Below are 17971 nucleotides of genomic sequence, written 5' to 3'. Positions count from 1 at the left end.
AATGATAGATTTACAACAAATAGGGCAACAAGCCAAACAGGCTTCTTATCAGCTTGCAACGCTCTCTCATCAACAAAAAAACAGTGCTTTGGCAAAAATTGCCGAACAATTAAAAGATCGTCAGAGTGATATTCTTGCCGCCAATGCTAAAGATATTGAAAATGCGCGCCAACAAGGGCTTAGCGAAGCATTAATCGATCGACTACTCCTTACAGAAAGTCGCTTGGACAATATTATTCATGAAGTAAAACATATTATTTCTCTCACTGATCCAATTGGAAATATTATTGACGGTGCTGAGTTGGATAGTGGTATTCACATTCAGCGTAAACGTGTGCCGATAGGCGTTATCGGTGTAATTTATGAGGCCAGACCAAATGTTACCGTAGATGTTGCCTGCTTATGCTTAAAAACTGGAAATGCTGTTATTTTGCGTGGCGGTAAAGAAACTACTCACAGCAATAAGATTTTAGTTGAGATCATTCAACAGGCATTGATTCAAGCTCAACTACCAGCAACTACAGTACAAGTAATTACTAATCCGGATCGAAACTTAATCACACAATTATTAAAACTTGATCGTTATATCGATATGATTATTCCTCGTGGTGGTGCTGGTTTACACAAACTATGCAAAGAACAATCCACTATTCCTGTAATAGTCGGCGGTATTGGCGTTTGCCATCTTTTTGTTGAAGAAAGCGCTAATCTTGAAAAAGCATTAGCAGTTATTCATAACGCTAAAACGCAACGCCCTAGCACCTGTAATACGTTAGAAACTTTATTGGTTCAAGAAAGTATTGCTGAAACTTTCTTACCTAAACTTGCTGCTTATGCTAAAACGCCGAACATCAACTTCCACGCTGATGCGACAGCTAAAGCAATTCTGCAACAACATTGTGATCGCGTACATACTTTGCAAGAAAACTCTCTCTCTGAAGAGTGGTTATCTTACGATTTGAATGTAGTGATCGTGAAAGATATTAATCAAGCAATCGCTCATATCCGCCGCTATGGAAGTCAACACTCTGACGGCATTTTAAGTCAAAATCCACAACGATTAATGCAATTCGTCCAACAGGTTGACTCAGCTGCTGTTTATCTCAATGCAAGTACACGCTTCACTGACGGAGGCGAGTTCGGCTTAGGTGCAGAAGTTGCGGTCAGCACTCAAAAACTGCACGCTCGAGGCCCGATGGGATTGGAAGCACTCACCACCTACAAATGGATCTGCCAAGGCGATTACGCCACCAGAGCTTAACATCCCCCGCCTTAAAGGGCGGGGATTTATAGATTATTCTGATAAATAGAAAAAATGTTACATAGTAATTTATTCATAAAAAAACCACCCTATTTATCTCTATGTTCAAAACAAAATAAGGTGGTTTTTATCAAAATATTTTTTAACTAAGAGCGTTTCATCGCTTCAAAAAATTCTTCATTGGTTTTAGTCATTGATAATTTATCAATTAAGAATTCCATCGCTTCAATTTCACCCATAGGATGCACAATTTTGCGTAAAATCCACATTTTTTGTAATTCATCTGGAGTAGTAAGCAACTCTTCTTTACGTGTACCAGAACTATTGAAATCAATTGCTGGGAAGACGCGTTTTTCTGCAATTTTACGAGAAAGATGAAGCTCCATATTACCCGTGCCTTTAAACTCCTCGTAAATCACTTCATCCATCTTAGAACCGGTATCGACCAATGCGGTAGCAATAATTGTTAAACTACCACCTTCTTCAACATTACGCGCAGCACCAAAGAAACGTTTAGGGCGATGCAAGGCATTTGCATCCACCCCGCCAGACAATACTTTGCCCGAAGCCGGTGTTACCGTGTTGTAAGCACGCGCCAAACGTGTTATGGAATCTAACAAAATTACCACATCTTTTTTATGCTCAACCAAACGTTTTGCTTTTTCAATCACCATTTCAGCCACTTGAACGTGGCGTGCTGCTGGTTCATCAAAAGTAGAAGCTACCACTTCACCCTTCACTAAACGTTGCATTTCAGTCACTTCTTCTGGACGTTCGTCAATCAACAACACCATTAAAATACATTCCGGATAGTTATAAGTGATGCTTTGTGCAATGTTTTGCAAAAACATTGTTTTACCTGCTTTTGGTGGTGCAACGATTAACGCACGTTGACCTTTACCAATTGGTGCTGCCAAATCAAGAATACGTGCGGTTAAATCTTCGGTTGAACCATTACCGCGTTCCATTCTTAAACGGTAATTAGCGTGAAGCGGAGTTAAATTTTCAAATAGGATTTTATTACGAGAAATTTCAGGACGGTCGTCATTGACTTGATTCACTTTCAATAAAGCAAAATAACGTTCACCTTCTTTGGGCGGTCTGATTTTACCCTCAATCATATCCCCAGTACGTAAATTAAAACGGCGAATCTGACTCGGCGAAACATAAATATCATCTGGTCCAGCCAAATAAGAACTATCTGCGGAACGCAAAAAACCGAAACCGTCTGGCAAAATTTCCAAAACACCATCTCCAAAGATGTCTTCTCCGCTCTTTGAATGCTGCTTTAAAATAGCAAAAATAATGTCCTGTTTTCTTAGACGTGCTAAATTTTCTAGCCCCATTTGTTCTTCGCCTAATTTAACTAGCTCAGAAACGGGCATATTTTTTAATTCTGTTAAATTCATAATGACTGAAATGTTGTTAGATTAGATTAAAAAACGAATTGTAAAGTTGGATATGAGAAAAATTTAATGGCGCAAAGTTACCATTAAATAAGACTAATGTCCAGTTTTAGAGTAGAATTTCTCACCGAATTCAGCCTATTTAGCAGAGATTTTTTAATTTATTATGGAACATCAATATTTAACTTCAACAAAATTCAGTGATTTTAATCTTCATCCAAACATCCTCTCAGCCTTGCAAAAAATGGGAATGGAGTATTGCACACCGATTCAAGCCAATTCCTTGCCTTACTCATTAGCAGGCAGAGATATTGCTGGACAAGCACAAACAGGAACAGGGAAAACTGTTGCCTTTTTAACTGCACTTTTTCAGAAACTCATTCAAGAACCATCATCACACCATACATTAGCTGCCATTATCCTCGCACCGACACGTGAGCTTGCCGTACAAATTTATCATGATGCTCAACATTTTGCGCAAACAACAGGATTAAAACTTGGTTTAGCTTATGGCGGCGATGGTTACGACAAACAACTTCAAGTTTTACAACAAGGTGTCAATATTCTGATCGGTACAACCGGTCGTGTAATTGATTATATAAAACAGCGTATTATTTCTCTTAACCACATTCAATGTATCGTGCTTGATGAAGCAGATAGAATGTTTGACCTCGGCTTTATCCGCGACATTCGATACATTTTACGCCATTGCCCACCACCAAGTGAACGCCTAACAATGTTATTTTCCGCCACACTCTCATTTAAAGTTCGCGAGTTAGCATTTGAAGATATGAATGATCCACATTACATTGAAATTGAATCGATGTATAAAACAGCGGATACAATAAAAGAAGAACTGTTTTATCCATCTAATCAAGACAAAATGAGATTACTATTAACGCTTATAGAAGAAGAATGGCCAGAACGTTGCATCATTTTTGCTAATACCAAGCATCAATGTGAAAAAATTTGGCAATATTTAGTTGCTGATCAACTAAGGGTCGGCTTATTAACTGGCGATGTTCCTCAGAAAAAACGTTTTGACTTACTAGAACAATTTGCTAATGGACAACTAGATATTCTTGTTGCTACGGATGTTGCTGCTAGAGGATTACACATTCCGCAAGTAACGCACGTTTTCAATTATGATTTACCCGATGACTATGAAGATTATGTACACCGTATCGGTCGAACTGGACGTGCCGGAGAAAACGGAATTTCAATCAGTTTTGCTTGTGAAGATTATGCGGTTAATCTGCCAGCGATTGAACAATACATTGGACATTCCATTCCAGTAAGCCATTACGATTCATCCGCACTCTTGCCACTTCCTAAACGGAAATTTCCACGCAAAGCAAGATCGTGATACAATTCGCGCCTTAAAATTTTAATTAGGACTATTTTTTAACCAAAAAAGGGTTTTTACGTGTTAGAAACTATTGTCGAACAACTGGACAATCTAAAAGCAAAAGATATTTTAGTACTTAATGTAAAAGGAAAATCTCCGATCACCGATGATCTTATAATCTGTACTGGTAATTCGAGTCGCCACGTCGCCTCTCTAGCTGAAAATTTGATTGCTTATTGTAAAAAACATCAAATTGAGAGTTTCGGTGCAGAAGGCTTTAATACTAGCGACTGGATTGTGGTCGATTTTGGGCAAGTGATGGTACATATTATGCAAGAAGAGGCTCGTTCTCTTTACCAATTAGAAAAACTGTGGGCATAAAAATGAAATTACAGTTAATTGCCGTAGGTACAAAAATGCCTACTTGGGTTAATGAAGGTTTTATTGAATATCAACGCCGCTTCCCGAAAGATTTACCCTTAGAGTTAATTGAAATTCCTGCCGGTAAACGCGGAAAAAACGCAGATATAAAACGCATTTTAGAGAAAGAAGGTGAGGCAATGCTAGCAGCTTGCCCTAAAAATAGCTTAATTGTAACCCTTGATATTCCCGGTAAGACTTGGACAACACCTCAATTAGCACAACAACTTGAAAGTTGGAAACAGGACGGGCGTGATGTCTGTTTATTAATCGGTGGACCTGAAGGTTTATCTCCTGAGTGCAAACAGGCTGCTGAACGCAGTTGGTCACTTTCTGCACTCACTATGCCGCACCCTTTAGTACGCATTGTAGTTGCAGAAAGTTTATATCGCGCTTGGAGTTTAACTGCCAATCACCCCTATCATCGAGAATAATCCAGATGAAATTAATGAAATTTTTGCAAGAAAAAGAGACTATTCGTGACAATCAAGCAGAAAGCAATCTGTTTGCTCGTCGTGCATTAATTTCATTTATCGGTGTACTCATTCTCACCGGAGTACTTTTAACGAATTTATACAATTTACAGGTTGTTAATTACGACACCTACCAAACACGTTCCAACGGTAACCGTATTAAACTGCTACCTATTGCCCCAACTCGTGGCATTATTTATGATAGAAATAACAAAATCTTAGCGGAAAACCTCACGTTTTTCGGTTTATACATCATACCGGAAAAAGTGGATAATTTAGAACAAACATTCAATCAATTACGGCAAATTGTTGGCTTGACTGATGACGATATTGATGCTTTTAAAAAAGAACGTCGCCGTTCACAACGTTATACACCGATTTTATTAAAAGCTGATTTAAGCGAAGATCAAATTGCACGTTTTTCCGTTAATCAATATGCATTTCCAAGTTTAGAAGTAAAGCCTTATTTTAAAAGACATTATCTATATGGCGAGCCACTCACACATATTCTCGGTTATGTTGCACGAATTAATGACCGTGATGTTGAACGCTTGAAACAAGAAGAAAAAGAAGCCAATTATTCTGGCACACACGACATCGGCAAACTCGGTATTGAACGTTATTATGAAGATGAACTACACGGTCAAGTCGGTTTTGAAGAGGTGGAAGTGAACAGCCAAGGCAAAGTTATTCGTAAATTACGTGAACAACCTGCTGTTGCTGGTAAAAATATTCGTTTAACCTTAGATGTTGATTTACAACGTTATATTTTTAATCTTCTCGGCAATCAAAAAGCAGCGGTCGTGGTAATGAACCCAAAAGACAGCAGCATTTTAGCGATGGTTTCAACACCAAGCTATGACAATAATCTATTCGTGGACGGTATTTCCTATCAAAATTATCAAAGATTATTGAATGATCCAGAGCGTCCATTATACAGTCGTGCATTACAAGGTGCTTATCCACCAGCATCAACAGTAAAACCTTTTATTGCGGTTGCCGCATTAACCGAAGGTGTTATTACACCCAATACCACTTTCTATGATCCCGGTTACTTTATGATCCCAAACACTAATAAGCGTTTCCGTGATTGGCTAAAAACAGGTCACGGTGCTACTAATGTTATCAAAGGCATTACCGAATCATCAGATACCTTTTTCTATAATGTTGCCTACCAAATGGGAATTGATCGTCTGTCGGATTGGATGATGAAATTCGGCTTCGGTCAACTCACTGGAATCGATATTTTAGAAGAAACGAACGGTGTTATGCCAACCAGAGCTTGGAAACAAAAACGCTATAAAAAGCCTTGGTTCCAAGGGGATACCATTCCAGTTGGTATTGGGCAAGGTTATTGGACAGCAACACCGTTACAGTTAGCAAAAGCATTATCTATTCTGATTAATAACGGCAAAGTTAATACTCCGCATTTAATGCAAGAAATTATCGGCAATCAGGTCGAATATTATCAAGATAAACATCAATATCCTGATATTACCGAACCAAATGATATTTATTGGAATATTGCAAAACAGGGAATGTACGGCGTAGTCAACAGCCCAAATGGCACAGCTCGTAAAGCTTTTGCCGGTACCCCTTACAAAGTGGCTGGTAAATCGGGAACAGCGCAAGTATTCAGTCTAAAAGAGAATGAAACTTATAACTCAAAAAACTTGTCTAAACACCTGCACGATCACGCTTGGTTTAATGCTTATGCACCATTTAATGATCCAGAGGTAATTGTAACCATTATTATGGAAAACGCTGGCGGAGGCTCAGGAAATGCCGCACCTATCGTCAGACAAATTTTTGATTATTATTTTGCGCATCAACCACAAACATCCCCAGTTAATCCAAGCGGAGTATCGACACAATGACAGAAAAGCATACAATAACTACTCTGTGGCAGAGATTGCACATTGATTTAAAGCTACTTTTAGGCTTAATAATCGTGGTAATTTATGGTTTAATTGTGCTTTACAGTGCTTCAGGTGGCAGTGAAAAAATGTTCGATAATCGAATAATGCAGGTAGCAATGGGGTTTACCGTGCTATTTGTTTTTGCACAACTGCCGCCTCGCTTCTATCAAAAATTAGCACCGTACTTATATTTAGTCGGTATTATCTTGTTGATTTTGGTAGATTTAATCGGTACAACCAGTAAAGGCGCACAACGTTGGTTGGATTTAGGGCTATTTCGCTTCCAGCCATCAGAACTGATAAAATTGTCGGTGCCGTTAATGGTGGCGACTTTTTTAGGTAAACGGCAATTACCGCCCAGCTTCGGCAATACTATCATTGCCTTAGCCTTAATTATTGCGCCTACTTTATTGGTAGCAATACAACCTGATTTAGGAACCTCTATTCTTGTTGCGGCATCTGGCATTTTTGTGGTGTTTCTTGCTGGAATGAGTTGGAAGTTAATAGCGACAGCTGTTATTGGCGTTGCTGGTTTTATTCCCGTGTTATGGTTTTACTTAATGCACGATTACCAAAAAACACGGGTATTAACCCTGCTTGATCCTGAAAAAGATCCTTTAGGTGCAGGGTATCACATTATTCAATCAAAAATCGCTATCGGTTCAGGAGGTTTGTTCGGTAAAGGTTGGATGATGGGAACACAATCTCAGTTAGAATTTCTACCTGAGCCTCATACTGACTTTATTTTTGCAGTATTAAGTGAAGAGTACGGATTAATTGGGATTATCGTTTTATTAATCATTTACTTATTTATTATCGGGAGAGGATTAATCATTGGTGCGAAAGCACAAGACGCCTTCGGTCGAATTTTGACCGGCGCTTTAACATTGATATTCTTTGTTTATGTCTTTGTTAATATTGGTATGGTGAGTGGTATTTTGCCTGTTGTTGGTGTTCCATTACCGCTAGTCAGCTATGGTGGAACATCGTTTGTGACATTAATGGCTAGTTTCGGCTTAATTATGTCAATTCATACACATCGACGAATGCTTTCTCATGGAAGCTAATTTCCATTTGAGCAATCAAAGAAAGTTAGGGAACATATTTAATATGAAACTAAAGAAACATTTTGCTATGTTGGCTATTTTGCTTTTTCTTTTTCAAAGTTCTTTTGCAATAGCCAAAACAGGAACACATAACGAAACAAAAAAAATTTATGGTATTGCAGGGCCGAAACTGCAATATCATCCTAAAAAAACAAAAAGTAAAACTTACACCGTCAAAGGAGTACGTTATCGCACAGTTTCCACAAAAGAGGCTAAAACTTATGCCAAACAAGGAAAAGCTAGCTTTTATCATCCTAAATTTGTGGGGCAAAAAACCTCCAGCGGTGAAGTCTATAATGAAAAGCTGTTTACTGCCGCACATAAAACATTGCCTTTAAACAGTTACGTGCTGGTAACAAACTTACGCAATCACAAAAAAGTGGTTGTCAGAATTAACGATCGAGGTCCATTCCATTCAAATAGGATTATTGATCTATCAAAAGCAGCAGCCAAAGAACTGGGAATGACCAGTCACGGCGTTGCTAATGTAAAACTTGATATGGTGATTATTGACCGTAACGGTAATCTCTCTGGTAAAGGCGGAAAAACACTCATTGCCTCTCGCCTTAATACACAGAAAGAGAACAACGTTATTGTTAATAACCAAAGGGTAAGCAAACAATTTAGATTGACTGCCAATAACATTGTAAGCAAAGAGAAAGCGGAACAGCTAATTTCTGCATTAGCTATTGATGATATAAAAACAGAAATTACCCAAGAAGGGGATAAATATAACATTCATATTGGGCCTGTTCTCGACCCCAATAAAGTAAACAGCATCAAACTCGCTTTTTCTCGTTTACAAACGGATGATAGTCAGCTCTATACTTATCGCTATTAATTAACGTTTTGTAAGGAAGAAAAAATGTCGTTGTATTCTAAAAAACTGAAAAAACTCGCCTTTGCCGGTTTGCTCGGTTTTTCCAGTATCTCTGTTGCTTTTGCGGAAGGTCTTTATGATATTGCTCCACCGCAAATTAACGCACAAACCTATATCTTGATGGATTACAATAGCGGTGCCGTGTTGGCGGCACTCAACCCAGATCAGAAACATTATCCGGCATCATTAACCAAAATGATGACAAGTTATGTTATCGGTCAAGCCTTGAAAGAGGGAAGAATCCATAATACCGATATGGTAACGATTGACGAAGAATCTTGGGGGAAAAATTTTCCGGGATCATCCAAAATGTTTTTGAATGTCAATCAACAAGTTTCCGTTGCCGACTTAAATCGTGGCATTATTATTGCTTCAGGAAATGATGCTTGCGTGGCAATGGCAAAATATTTGGCAGGATCGCAAGCAAACTTCATCAATATGATGAACCAATATGTTGACCAATTCGGCTTAAAGAATACACACTTTGAAACCGTACACGGTCTTGATCACGAAAACCAATACTCCACCTCACGTGATATGGCACTTATCGGCGCACGAATTATTCGTGATTTGCCGGAAGAGTATCATATTTATGCCGAAAAAGAGTTCACCTTCAACAACATTAAACAACCTAACCGTAACGGCTTATTATGGGACAAAAATCTCACCGTTGATGGCTTAAAAACCGGACATACCGATGAAGCAGGTTATAATTTAGTCGCTTCCGCAGTTAACAATAATATGCGTTTAATCTCGGTGGTGATGGGTGTCAACTCGTTTAAAGGCCGTGAAATTGAAAGCAAAAAACTATTGCAATGGGGCTTTGCGAATTTTGAGAATGTCAAACCGCTCGCTGCCAATCAAGTTGTTTCCGAACAGCCGGTTTATTACGGTAAAGAAAGCAAAATCAAACTCGGCACACTTTCCGATGTTTATTTAGTTATTCCAAAAGGCAAAAGTCAAGCCATTAAAGCACGCTACCAACTCAATCAAAAATTCCTTGAAGCACCGTTAAAACAGGGGCAAGTTGTTGGTTCTATCGTTTATCAACTTGATGGTAAAGATATTCAAAAAGCCGATCTTCAAGTAATGAACAATGTTGAAGAAGCCGGTTTCTTTGGCAAAGCGTGGGACTGGCTGGTGCTTACAGTAAAAAGTATGTTTAGTTAGATAAGTCTTCCTTAACACTTTTTTAACACCACGACTTGAAATTTTGCTAACCCACCTTATTTAGGGTGGGTTAAATGCCATTATCTGTTGGATGTTTTAATTTGCAGAATAACGCTCAGAGCGTTGTACTACCATTTGTAAAATAATCTTCTACTGTCGTGAATGGCAAGATTAATCGGCATCCAAAGATAAAATCAATGTTAAGAGAGGAAATTATGCAACAACAAGAACAACCAAAACTTAAAGATTTACTCGAATTCCCGTGTGATTTCCCATATAAAGTTGTTGGGCTTGCACATCCGGAACTTACCGATCGTGTCCTTGCCGTCGTACAACAGCACGCACCGGGCGATTACAGTCCGTCTGTAAAGCCAAGCCGTAATGGTAAATATCACTCGGTTTCGATCACCATCAACGCACAAAATATTGAACAGGTGGAACGTTTATATAAAGAATTGGCTGAAATTGAATTGGTCAAAATGGTGCTATAACCAAGGTTGCATTATGGGAAGTACAATAGAACAGATTGAACAAAAAGTGATTATTCGTCAGCTTGGCGTACAACCTTACGATACGATTTGGCACCGTATGCAACAGTTCACTGATCAGCGTACTGCCGACACCATTGATGAAATTTGGTTAGTGCAACATCCGCCGGTGTTTACCCAAGGTCAGGCAGGTAAACCGGAACACATTCTAACCAAAACCGACATTCCTATTGTTAAATCCGACCGAGGAGGTCAAGTTACCTACCACGGGCCGGGTCAACAAGTTATGTACATTTTAGTCGATATTAAACGTCGCAAAGCAATCGACAAATTATCCGGCAAAGAATCACCACTTTCAGTAAGAGATCTTGTTACTGACTTGGAACAATGTGTAGTTAAAACCTTAGCTGATTACGGCATTGAAGGCTATCCAAAACCGGATGCACCCGGTGTTTATATTAACGGCAAAAAAATCTGTTCTCTTGGTTTGCGTATCCGTAAAGGCTGTTCATTCCACGGGTTAGCATTCAATATTCATATGGATCTCTCGCCGTTTCATAACATTAATCCTTGTGGTTATGCCGGCTTGGAAATGTGTCAACTACAAGATTTTGTTAAAGAACCTATTACCTGTGCCGATGTCGCACCTAAATTAATCGAACATTTCACCCGCTTAATCGGCTATCAACAACTCACCTTTGTTGATGGTCTGGACAACACACAATAAGGAAAAAATATGGGCACTCCGTTTAAAATGGAACGTGGCGTTAAATATCGTGATGCCGCTAAGACTTCAATTATTCCAGTAAAAAATATTGATCCGCACCAAGAGCTATTACCCAAGCCAGAATGGATGAAAATTAAACTTCCAGCGAATACTGAAAAAATCTTAAATATCAAAAAGGCAATGCGTAAGAACGGCTTGAACTCTGTATGTGAAGAAGCCTCTTGCCCAAACCTTGCTGAATGCTTCCATCACGGAACCGCAACTTTTATGATTTTAGGTGCTATCTGTACACGCCGTTGCCCATTCTGTGATGTAGCACACGGCAAACCGTTACCGCCTGATCCGGAAGAACCAAAAAAATTGGCAGAGACTATTCACGATATGGGATTACGCTATGTGGTTATCACGTCTGTCGATCGTGATGATCTTCGTGACGGTGGAGCCGGTCATTTTGCCGAATGTGTGAAAGAAATCCGCGCCTTAAATCCAAACATTAAAATTGAAATTTTGGTGCCGGATTTCCGTGGACGTATCGAGGTTGCACTTGAAAAATTAGCTCAAAATCCACCGGATGTTTTTAATCATAACCTTGAAAATATTCCTCGCTTATATAAAGAAGTTCGTCCGGGTGCAGATTACCAATGGTCTTTACGCTTATTGCGCGAATTTAAACAAATGTTCCCGAACATTCCAACTAAATCAGGCTTAATGGTTGGCTTAGGTGAAACCAACGAAGAAATTTTGCAAGTAATGCAAGATTTACGCGATAACGGCGTCACTATGTTGACGTTAGGTCAATATTTACAACCAAGTCGCCACCACTTACCGGTAGCACGTTATGTGCCACCAAGTGAATTTGACCAATTCAGAAGCAAAGCAAAAGCGATGGGCTTTGAACACGCTGCTTGCGGGCCTTTCGTTCGTTCCTCCTACCACGCCGACTTACAAGCAAAAGGCGTAGAAGTTAAATAATTTCATTAATGATGGGTAGAAAATAGCGCCCATCATTATCACAAAATTTTCTTTTTTCGATCATCATCACAAAACTACTCACAACGCTTTTCTATATTTGCACTTTTTCTCTATGCTTGCCCTTATTTTGCATTGAGGAATTTTATGTCATTAGCAGTTGTTTACAGCCGTGCCTCTATCGGAGTGCAGGCACCATTAATCACAATTGAAGTCCATATGAGTAACGGCGCACCAGGATTAACTTTGGTTGGGCTACCAGAAACAACAGTAAAAGAAGCCCGAGATCGTGTTCGTAGTGCATTAATGAATGCTAATTTTATCTATCCGACTCAACGAATCACCGTTAATCTTGCACCGGCAGATCTACCGAAAGAAGGAGGAAGATTTGATTTACCAATTGCATTAGGTATCTTAGCAGCTTCAGGGCAAATCGATGCTCAAAAGTTACAATCCTTTGAATTTATTGGAGAACTAGCACTAACAGGCAAGTTACGTAGTGTTCAAGGCGTTATTCCAGCTATCTTAGCCGCAAATAATGCTAAACGTGAATTAATTATCGCCAAACAAAATGCTCAAGAAGCAACCTTAGTTGCCAACACACAAACCTATTTTGCCGACTCGCTATTAGATGTTGTCAGTTTTTTGAATCAGCAACAAAAATTGCCGATAGCACAACAATTACCGCCAGTTTCCCATTCTAAAAACCCCCATTTACTGGATATGACAGATATTATCGGACAACAACACGCTAAACGAGCTTTACTCATTGCTGCTGCCGGACAGCATAATCTCCTCTTTTTAGGGCCACCCGGTACAGGCAAAACTATGTTGGCAAGTCGATTAACAACACTATTGCCAGAGATGACAGAACAAGAAGCGATTGAAACGGCTGCCATTAATAGCTTAGTACAACGTTGTGTGGATTATCAGCATTGGAAACAACGCCCTTTTCGCTCACCCCATCACAGTGCCTCAATGACAGCATTAGTTGGTGGCGGCACTATTCCTAAACCGGGAGAAATTTCCCTTGCTCATAATGGTGTACTTTTTTTAGATGAATTACCGGAATTTGATCGAAAAGTGCTTGATGCCTTGCGAGAGCCATTAGAGAGTGGCGAAATTATTATCTCTCGTACGGCAGCTAAAGTTACCTTTCCAGCAAAATTTCAACTCATTGCCGCAATGAACCCAAGCCCGACAGGGCATTACCAAGGCACACATAACCGCACATCTCCTCAACAAATTATGCGTTATCTCAACCGTCTTTCTGGCCCTTTTTTAGATCGATTTGATCTCTCAATTGAAGTGCCTTTATTGCCTCAAGGCACGTTACAACAATTGCCTAAAGACGAAAACAACAGTGAAAAATTAAAACATATCGTGATACAGGCGAGGAAAAAACAACTCTCTCGTTGCGGAAAAATTAATGCCCATTTATCTGGCAAAGAGATCGAACAATATTGCAAATTAAACCAAGATGATGCGATTTTTCTTGAAAATGCATTAAATAAACTTGGGCTTTCTGTTAGAGCCTATCATCGTATTTTACGAGTTTCTCGCACTATCGCCGATCTGGCAGGTGAAGAACAAATCCAACGCATTCATCTAGCTGAAGCACTAGGTTATCGTGCTATGGATCGATTATTACAGCGTTTAACCGCTAATATCAATAACACCATTTAACCTCCAATTATTCTCAAATTTCACAAACACAACAGGAAGCTTTCCCCACTTGTCGCCATCTTAAATTTAAAGGAACTACCTTCTACCTAACAAAATCTTAAAAAAAACCCACCAAGCTCAGCTTGATGGGTTCATTATCAGTTTATTTATACAAAAGTATTTTCAAACTTAATACATTCAAACCTGAATGTGATCAAACATTAAATGACCTTAATATTATTACTATCTTCAATATAAAGTGTGTATCCTCCGCTAAATGAATAAACCTTATAACTATAGGACTCAGAGTGACCATCTCCATCTCTATCTTCATACTGCGTTGTTTTAGATTGTCTTCCGCTTACATTAATATCTACAGTATTTGTTGAACTAGATTGGTTTTTAATATATAGCGATTTACCATTGTCTTCAGTTAATCTCATGTCATCAATACGAATAGTATTTCTTCCTGAAGTACCTTTAAAGACAATTTCTTCAATCGACCATAAATTAGTCCATCCACTGCTATATCCTACGATAAACTGGTTATTATTTCCTGTAATATTTAAGGTATCCGTACCCGTTCCCCCTGATACTGCATTCTGATTATCGCCTCTAAAGTACTGCACAGTGAAAGTATCATTACCTTCTCCACCAATAAGTTGAGTATTCCTACTAGTAATTTGATTGGTCACAGTAATCACATCATCACCACTACCAGCTTCAATACGATTTGAGCCATCGATAATACCATTTATGGTAATGCTATCATTCTCATCACCCATTTGGATAAGTGAGTCTTGGAGCCTACCTGAGATGGTTACCCTATCTTGACCAGCGCCTAAATTGATAACCTCCTTATCTATTCCTTTTCCAATGAGGCTACCACTAATCGTTACTGTATCATTTCCACTTTGGTCAAAACCTTGAGCAGTGTTGCTCACACCGATCCAAGTTTGTTCAGCATTACCTGTAATCGTTATGCTGTTATCACCGGAACCAATATTAAAGGTACTATTATTAACATTACCCTTAATCGTAATTGTATCTGTACCAGTACCACCGGAATAACCAACATTACTGCTTGATCCTAATGAAAGCATATTAGTTCCATCTCCCATCCAGAAACGAGACTCTGATGTTGCGCCAAGAGTAACAGCGTCACTATCAACACCACCAATATAATTCAATTTCGATACTGAACCAGAAATTGATAATGTATTTTCACCATTGCCTAAGTCAATACGTGTGCCAATTTCTTTTGCATTATCTATATTCGTTTCATTTGGATTCAAACCTTTTGCACCTAATACAGATTCACTGCCTGCTCCGGCACGATCAATAGCAGAAACCAATTTATCACTTACTTTTTGTTTAAATGCTGTTTCATAAAAACCTTTGTACATATCATTTTTTGCACCTATTTCCATGTTTTTAATAAAAGCACCATCTAACCAATAATAAGGCTCTGAATTAAACTCAGCATTACCTCTAACAACAACCGTATCAGCTCCATCCCCCATCATCATTGAGGAACGTCCACCAATTCCTTTGTCAAAAGTCACTTCACTTGAACCATCGGACACCATTAGGAATTTAGTTGTATCTTGCTGATAAAGACCGCCTTTCACTTGAACCGTATTATGTCCGCCACCTAAATCAATAATATTCGAAGATTTATAACCAGTATAGATGGATGCTGATTCACCACCTATATATCCACCTACGGTAAGCTTATCATTACCGCCACCAAAGCGAATATAGTTCCCCGAACCGTCTTCAGCTCCAGCAATCATATTATGAGAAATACTCACTTCATTATCGCCTTCGCCCATATCGATTTTCGCATTGGTGTAATACAATGAACCATTATCATAAAGATTCTGCCAAACACCTAGGTCTGCGGAATGGCTCGTTACTAACAATTTATCATTGCCTTCACCCATATCAATTTGGTTAGAACCATCATAGTACGGCACACCAACGCCTTTACGTCCATTCATATAACCTAACTCAATGACATCGTCACCCTCGTTAGTTTTAATTTTCACGTGTCCGCCCACACCTTTGGCTTTAATATAATCATTGCCACCAGCAAGCGTATCAAGAGCAAAACGAACTTGTTTTGTTTCCGAACCTTTTGCTTCCGAAGCAATCATACCTTGTACTTTCGTATCGCCATTATCAGGGTCAGTTTGTACATTCTCTACAAGAATGATATCCGCAGCATCACTAGCGCCCGTCCATTTATAAAAATAAGCTCTATTGTCATTAGGATTATAGCCATTATAGCTTGCATCCCGTTGGAGTGCTTCTTCATCATAACCCCAACCCGGTGCGTGATCCTGTTGCGCTCCAGTACCATCATCACTAGTACGCATATCCCAGTCAAGTTTTGGATTATATACCGCAATTCGACCGTTTCCTGCGCCAGTCAGAGTATGTACTTTCTTAGTAGGTGAAGTGGCATCACCAAAGATCAAAGTAGCTTTATTACCATCAAAAGTATCCGCTGGATGATCAGACTCTGCCTTACCATTTAAATTAAGGATAACTTTATCTCCGTTTGCTACAGACACAGCCGGTGTCTTCGATTCGCTATCAAAGGCAAGTGGTTCGTTTACCACAACTTCTGCCGGCGTTAAGCCTGCTAGCTGTTTGTTTAATGCTTCGCGTTTTGCTTCCGGCGCCTGCTCAATCGCTTTCTCTGCGGCCTCTTTCGCCTCTGCTAACGCTTGGTTTGCCTCTGCTACCGCACTCGCTACCCTATCGGCATCCGCTTGATTGACCACGCCATCACCATCCGCATCCGCTTTCGCAGCTTCTGCATCTGCAAGACGTTTCGCTTCGACCGCGGCTTGGATTTTGGCATCAATATCATCTTGTACGCCATTCTCTGGGGTCTTGTCGTTGTCGGTCGGCACGTTAACATTATCAACATTATCTAAACGCTCTTTTAAATCATCTTTGTCTTTACCATTAGGTAGATCTTTTAATGCATCTTCTTTCGCTTTAGTGATTTCTTCATTTAGACTATCTAATTTATCTTTCTCTTCTTGAGAAATCACGCCGTCTTTATTAGCCTCTTTTAATGCTTCTTCCGCTTTTTTTTCTGCGTCTTCTGCTGCCTTGACTAATTTTTCAGCGTTTTTAGTCTGTTCGCTAACATCCGGTTTGTCTTTTCCTGTGTTGCCTTGATTGTCTGTAGGGTCTGTTGGAGTTGGTTGTTCTGGATCTGTTGACGAACCCCCACTATTTTTTGGAATTTCAATGGGATTAACTGCATCTAATCTTTCTTTCAGTGCTTCTTGTTCTTTATCTTTAGGTAGGTTGTTTAGTGCTTCTTCTGCCTTTGTTTTTGCGTCTTCTATTGCTTTATTTGCTTCTTTAAGGGCTAACTCTTCTTCGGCTGTGATTTGGTTATCTTCTTTTGCTTTATCTAGAAGATTTTTGGCTTTTTGGTAGGCTTCTTCGGCGGCTTTAACTGCGTCTTTGGCGGCGGTAATCTGAGTGCTTTCTACCCCCCCCCAGTATGGGATGATCCCTTGCCGCCACTGCTTCCACCGCCTGCGGCTAATGCAATACCACCGAGCAATGCTGCTGCACCGGCTGCATATGCCCAAGGGCTAAAACTTTGTCCATTTTCTAAGCTGGTAGTTAACGTTCCACTGGCAATGTCATTGCTACTAAAACCACTCATTTCCGCTTCAACTTGGGTAACGATTACTTTGCCTTGCTCTGTGCCTTGTGCCGCACTGTCAAACACCGCAAAGCATTGCTGTTCTGCGCTGCATTCGCCCCAAAATTCATCTATGATAACTTCAATCTTGTCTTTTTTGCTTTTTATGATGAGATCACTGCCTGAACGGGAAACTTGTAAATCTTCTGGAGTTTTCCCCGTTTCACTGTCTATAACGTGATACTCTTCTCCAGCAACAGCTAATTCAACATATTTGCCTTTTTTGGCTGATGATAAATTTATTTAACGTTTTTCTTGTGCCATCTAATCTATAAAAATTGAAGATGATCCCTATTCGTTATAGTTATCTACAATGAAAATAGATTAAACTATCCACAATAGCGCGAATACTATCTAATAAATACAAGGTTGTCAAAATAGAAAAGTAGTAGTAGTAGTA

Annotated in this window: 15 protein-coding genes; 12 read left to right on the top strand and 3 right to left on the bottom strand. The window is 39.4% G+C overall.

What is annotated here, in order from left to right; genetic code table 11:
- The first annotated feature begins 1 nt into the window (after window position 1).
- On the top strand, window positions 2–1261 hold the full coding sequence (proA, locus tag JP36_RS05565) for a glutamate-5-semialdehyde dehydrogenase (RefSeq protein ID WP_039133716.1): 1260 nt from the start codon (window positions 2–4) through the stop codon (window positions 1259–1261).
- 146 nt (window positions 1262–1407) lie between these two features.
- On the opposite strand, the gene rho is transcribed toward proA, so the two are convergent.
- Window positions 1408–2670, bottom strand: coding sequence for a transcription termination factor Rho (gene rho, locus JP36_RS05560; protein ID WP_013746151.1), 1263 nt, complete (start codon window positions 2668–2670; stop codon window positions 1408–1410).
- Window positions 2671–2833: 163 nt separating this feature from the next.
- On the opposite strand from rho, the gene rhlB reads away from it, so the two are divergent.
- The 11 genes from rhlB (at window position 2834) to JP36_RS05505 (ending at window position 13853) form a co-directional block, all read left to right on the top strand.
- Complete coding sequence (gene rhlB / locus JP36_RS05555; RefSeq protein ID WP_039133719.1) at window positions 2834–4033, top strand: ATP-dependent RNA helicase RhlB; 1200 nt, start codon at window positions 2834–2836, stop codon at window positions 4031–4033.
- 60 nt (window positions 4034–4093) lie between these two features.
- Window positions 4094–4396, top strand: coding sequence for a ribosome silencing factor (gene rsfS, locus JP36_RS05550; RefSeq protein ID WP_039133722.1), 303 nt, complete (start codon window positions 4094–4096; stop codon window positions 4394–4396).
- A gap of 2 nt (window positions 4397–4398) precedes the next feature.
- Window positions 4399–4869: a 23S rRNA (pseudouridine(1915)-N(3))-methyltransferase RlmH gene (rlmH, locus tag JP36_RS05545; protein ID WP_039133725.1), complete on the top strand. Its 471-nt coding sequence runs from the start codon at window positions 4399–4401 to the stop codon at window positions 4867–4869.
- 5 nt (window positions 4870–4874) lie between these two features.
- Window positions 4875–6785 carry a penicillin-binding protein 2 gene (gene mrdA, locus JP36_RS05540; protein ID WP_039172813.1) on the top strand — a complete coding sequence of 637 codons (1911 nt, stop codon included), beginning with the start codon at window positions 4875–4877 and terminating at the stop codon, window positions 6783–6785.
- Entirely contained in the window at window positions 6782–7894 is a 1113-nt protein-coding gene (rodA, locus tag JP36_RS05535; RefSeq protein WP_013746146.1) for a rod shape-determining protein RodA, read from the top strand. Before mrdA ends, rodA begins: the two co-directional genes overlap by 4 nt.
- Window positions 7895–7937: 43 nt before the next feature.
- Window positions 7938–8774 (top strand): septal ring lytic transglycosylase RlpA family protein, encoded by an 837-nt coding sequence (locus JP36_RS05530; RefSeq protein WP_039172811.1) that lies wholly within the window; start codon window positions 7938–7940, stop codon window positions 8772–8774.
- A gap of 24 nt (window positions 8775–8798) precedes the next feature.
- Window positions 8799–9983: a serine hydrolase gene (locus tag JP36_RS05525; protein ID WP_039163617.1), complete on the top strand. Its 1185-nt coding sequence runs from the start codon at window positions 8799–8801 to the stop codon at window positions 9981–9983.
- Between the two features lie 215 nt (window positions 9984–10198).
- Entirely contained in the window at window positions 10199–10474 is a 276-nt protein-coding gene (gene ybeD / locus JP36_RS05520; RefSeq protein ID WP_026211015.1) for a DUF493 family protein YbeD, read from the top strand.
- 13 nt (window positions 10475–10487) lie between these two features.
- Window positions 10488–11198, top strand: coding sequence for a lipoyl(octanoyl) transferase LipB (lipB, locus tag JP36_RS05515; protein ID WP_039172808.1), 711 nt, complete (start codon window positions 10488–10490; stop codon window positions 11196–11198).
- A gap of 9 nt (window positions 11199–11207) precedes the next feature.
- Entirely contained in the window at window positions 11208–12170 is a 963-nt protein-coding gene (lipA, locus tag JP36_RS05510) for a lipoyl synthase (protein ID WP_039172805.1), read from the top strand.
- 144 nt (window positions 12171–12314) lie between these two features.
- On the top strand, window positions 12315–13853 hold the full coding sequence (locus JP36_RS05505) for a YifB family Mg chelatase-like AAA ATPase (protein WP_039142519.1): 1539 nt from the start codon (window positions 12315–12317) through the stop codon (window positions 13851–13853).
- A gap of 200 nt (window positions 13854–14053) precedes the next feature.
- Here JP36_RS05505 and JP36_RS05500 read toward each other — a convergent pair whose 3' ends face one another.
- Window positions 14054–17455: a calcium-binding protein gene (locus tag JP36_RS05500; protein ID WP_039172802.1), complete on the bottom strand. Its 3402-nt coding sequence runs from the start codon at window positions 17453–17455 to the stop codon at window positions 14054–14056.
- Window positions 17350–17598 (bottom strand): hypothetical protein, encoded by a 249-nt coding sequence (locus JP36_RS11765; RefSeq protein WP_234702155.1) that lies wholly within the window; start codon window positions 17596–17598, stop codon window positions 17350–17352. Before JP36_RS11765 ends, JP36_RS05500 begins: the two co-directional genes overlap by 106 nt.
- Window positions 17599–17971 lie beyond the last annotated feature (373 nt).

The organism is Gallibacterium genomosp. 1 (assembly GCF_000771875.1).
GTDB lineage: Bacteria > Pseudomonadota > Gammaproteobacteria > Enterobacterales > Pasteurellaceae > Gallibacterium.
This window is presented reverse-complemented; position numbering and strand designations above follow the sequence as displayed.

Coding starts and splice junctions, on each gene's coding strand:
- ybeD (WP_026211015.1), top strand. CDS start 10,199: ATGCAACAACAAGAACAACCAAAACTTAAAGATTTACTCGAATTCCCG.
- mrdA (WP_039172813.1), top strand. CDS start 4,875: ATGAAATTAATGAAATTTTTGCAAGAAAAAGAGACTATTCGTGACAAT.
- rhlB (WP_039133719.1), top strand. CDS start 2,834: ATGGAACATCAATATTTAACTTCAACAAAATTCAGTGATTTTAATCTT.
- lipA (WP_039172805.1), top strand. CDS start 11,208: ATGGGCACTCCGTTTAAAATGGAACGTGGCGTTAAATATCGTGATGCC.
- proA (WP_039133716.1), top strand. CDS start 2: ATGATAGATTTACAACAAATAGGGCAACAAGCCAAACAGGCTTCTTAT.
- rodA (WP_013746146.1), top strand. CDS start 6,782: ATGACAGAAAAGCATACAATAACTACTCTGTGGCAGAGATTGCACATT.
- JP36_RS05530 (WP_039172811.1), top strand. CDS start 7,938: ATGAAACTAAAGAAACATTTTGCTATGTTGGCTATTTTGCTTTTTCTT.
- JP36_RS05505 (WP_039142519.1), top strand. CDS start 12,315: ATGTCATTAGCAGTTGTTTACAGCCGTGCCTCTATCGGAGTGCAGGCA.
- rlmH (WP_039133725.1), top strand. CDS start 4,399: ATGAAATTACAGTTAATTGCCGTAGGTACAAAAATGCCTACTTGGGTT.
- lipB (WP_039172808.1), top strand. CDS start 10,488: ATGGGAAGTACAATAGAACAGATTGAACAAAAAGTGATTATTCGTCAG.
- rho (WP_013746151.1), bottom strand. CDS start 2,670: ATGAATTTAACAGAATTAAAAAATATGCCCGTTTCTGAGCTAGTTAAA.
- JP36_RS05525 (WP_039163617.1), top strand. CDS start 8,799: ATGTCGTTGTATTCTAAAAAACTGAAAAAACTCGCCTTTGCCGGTTTG.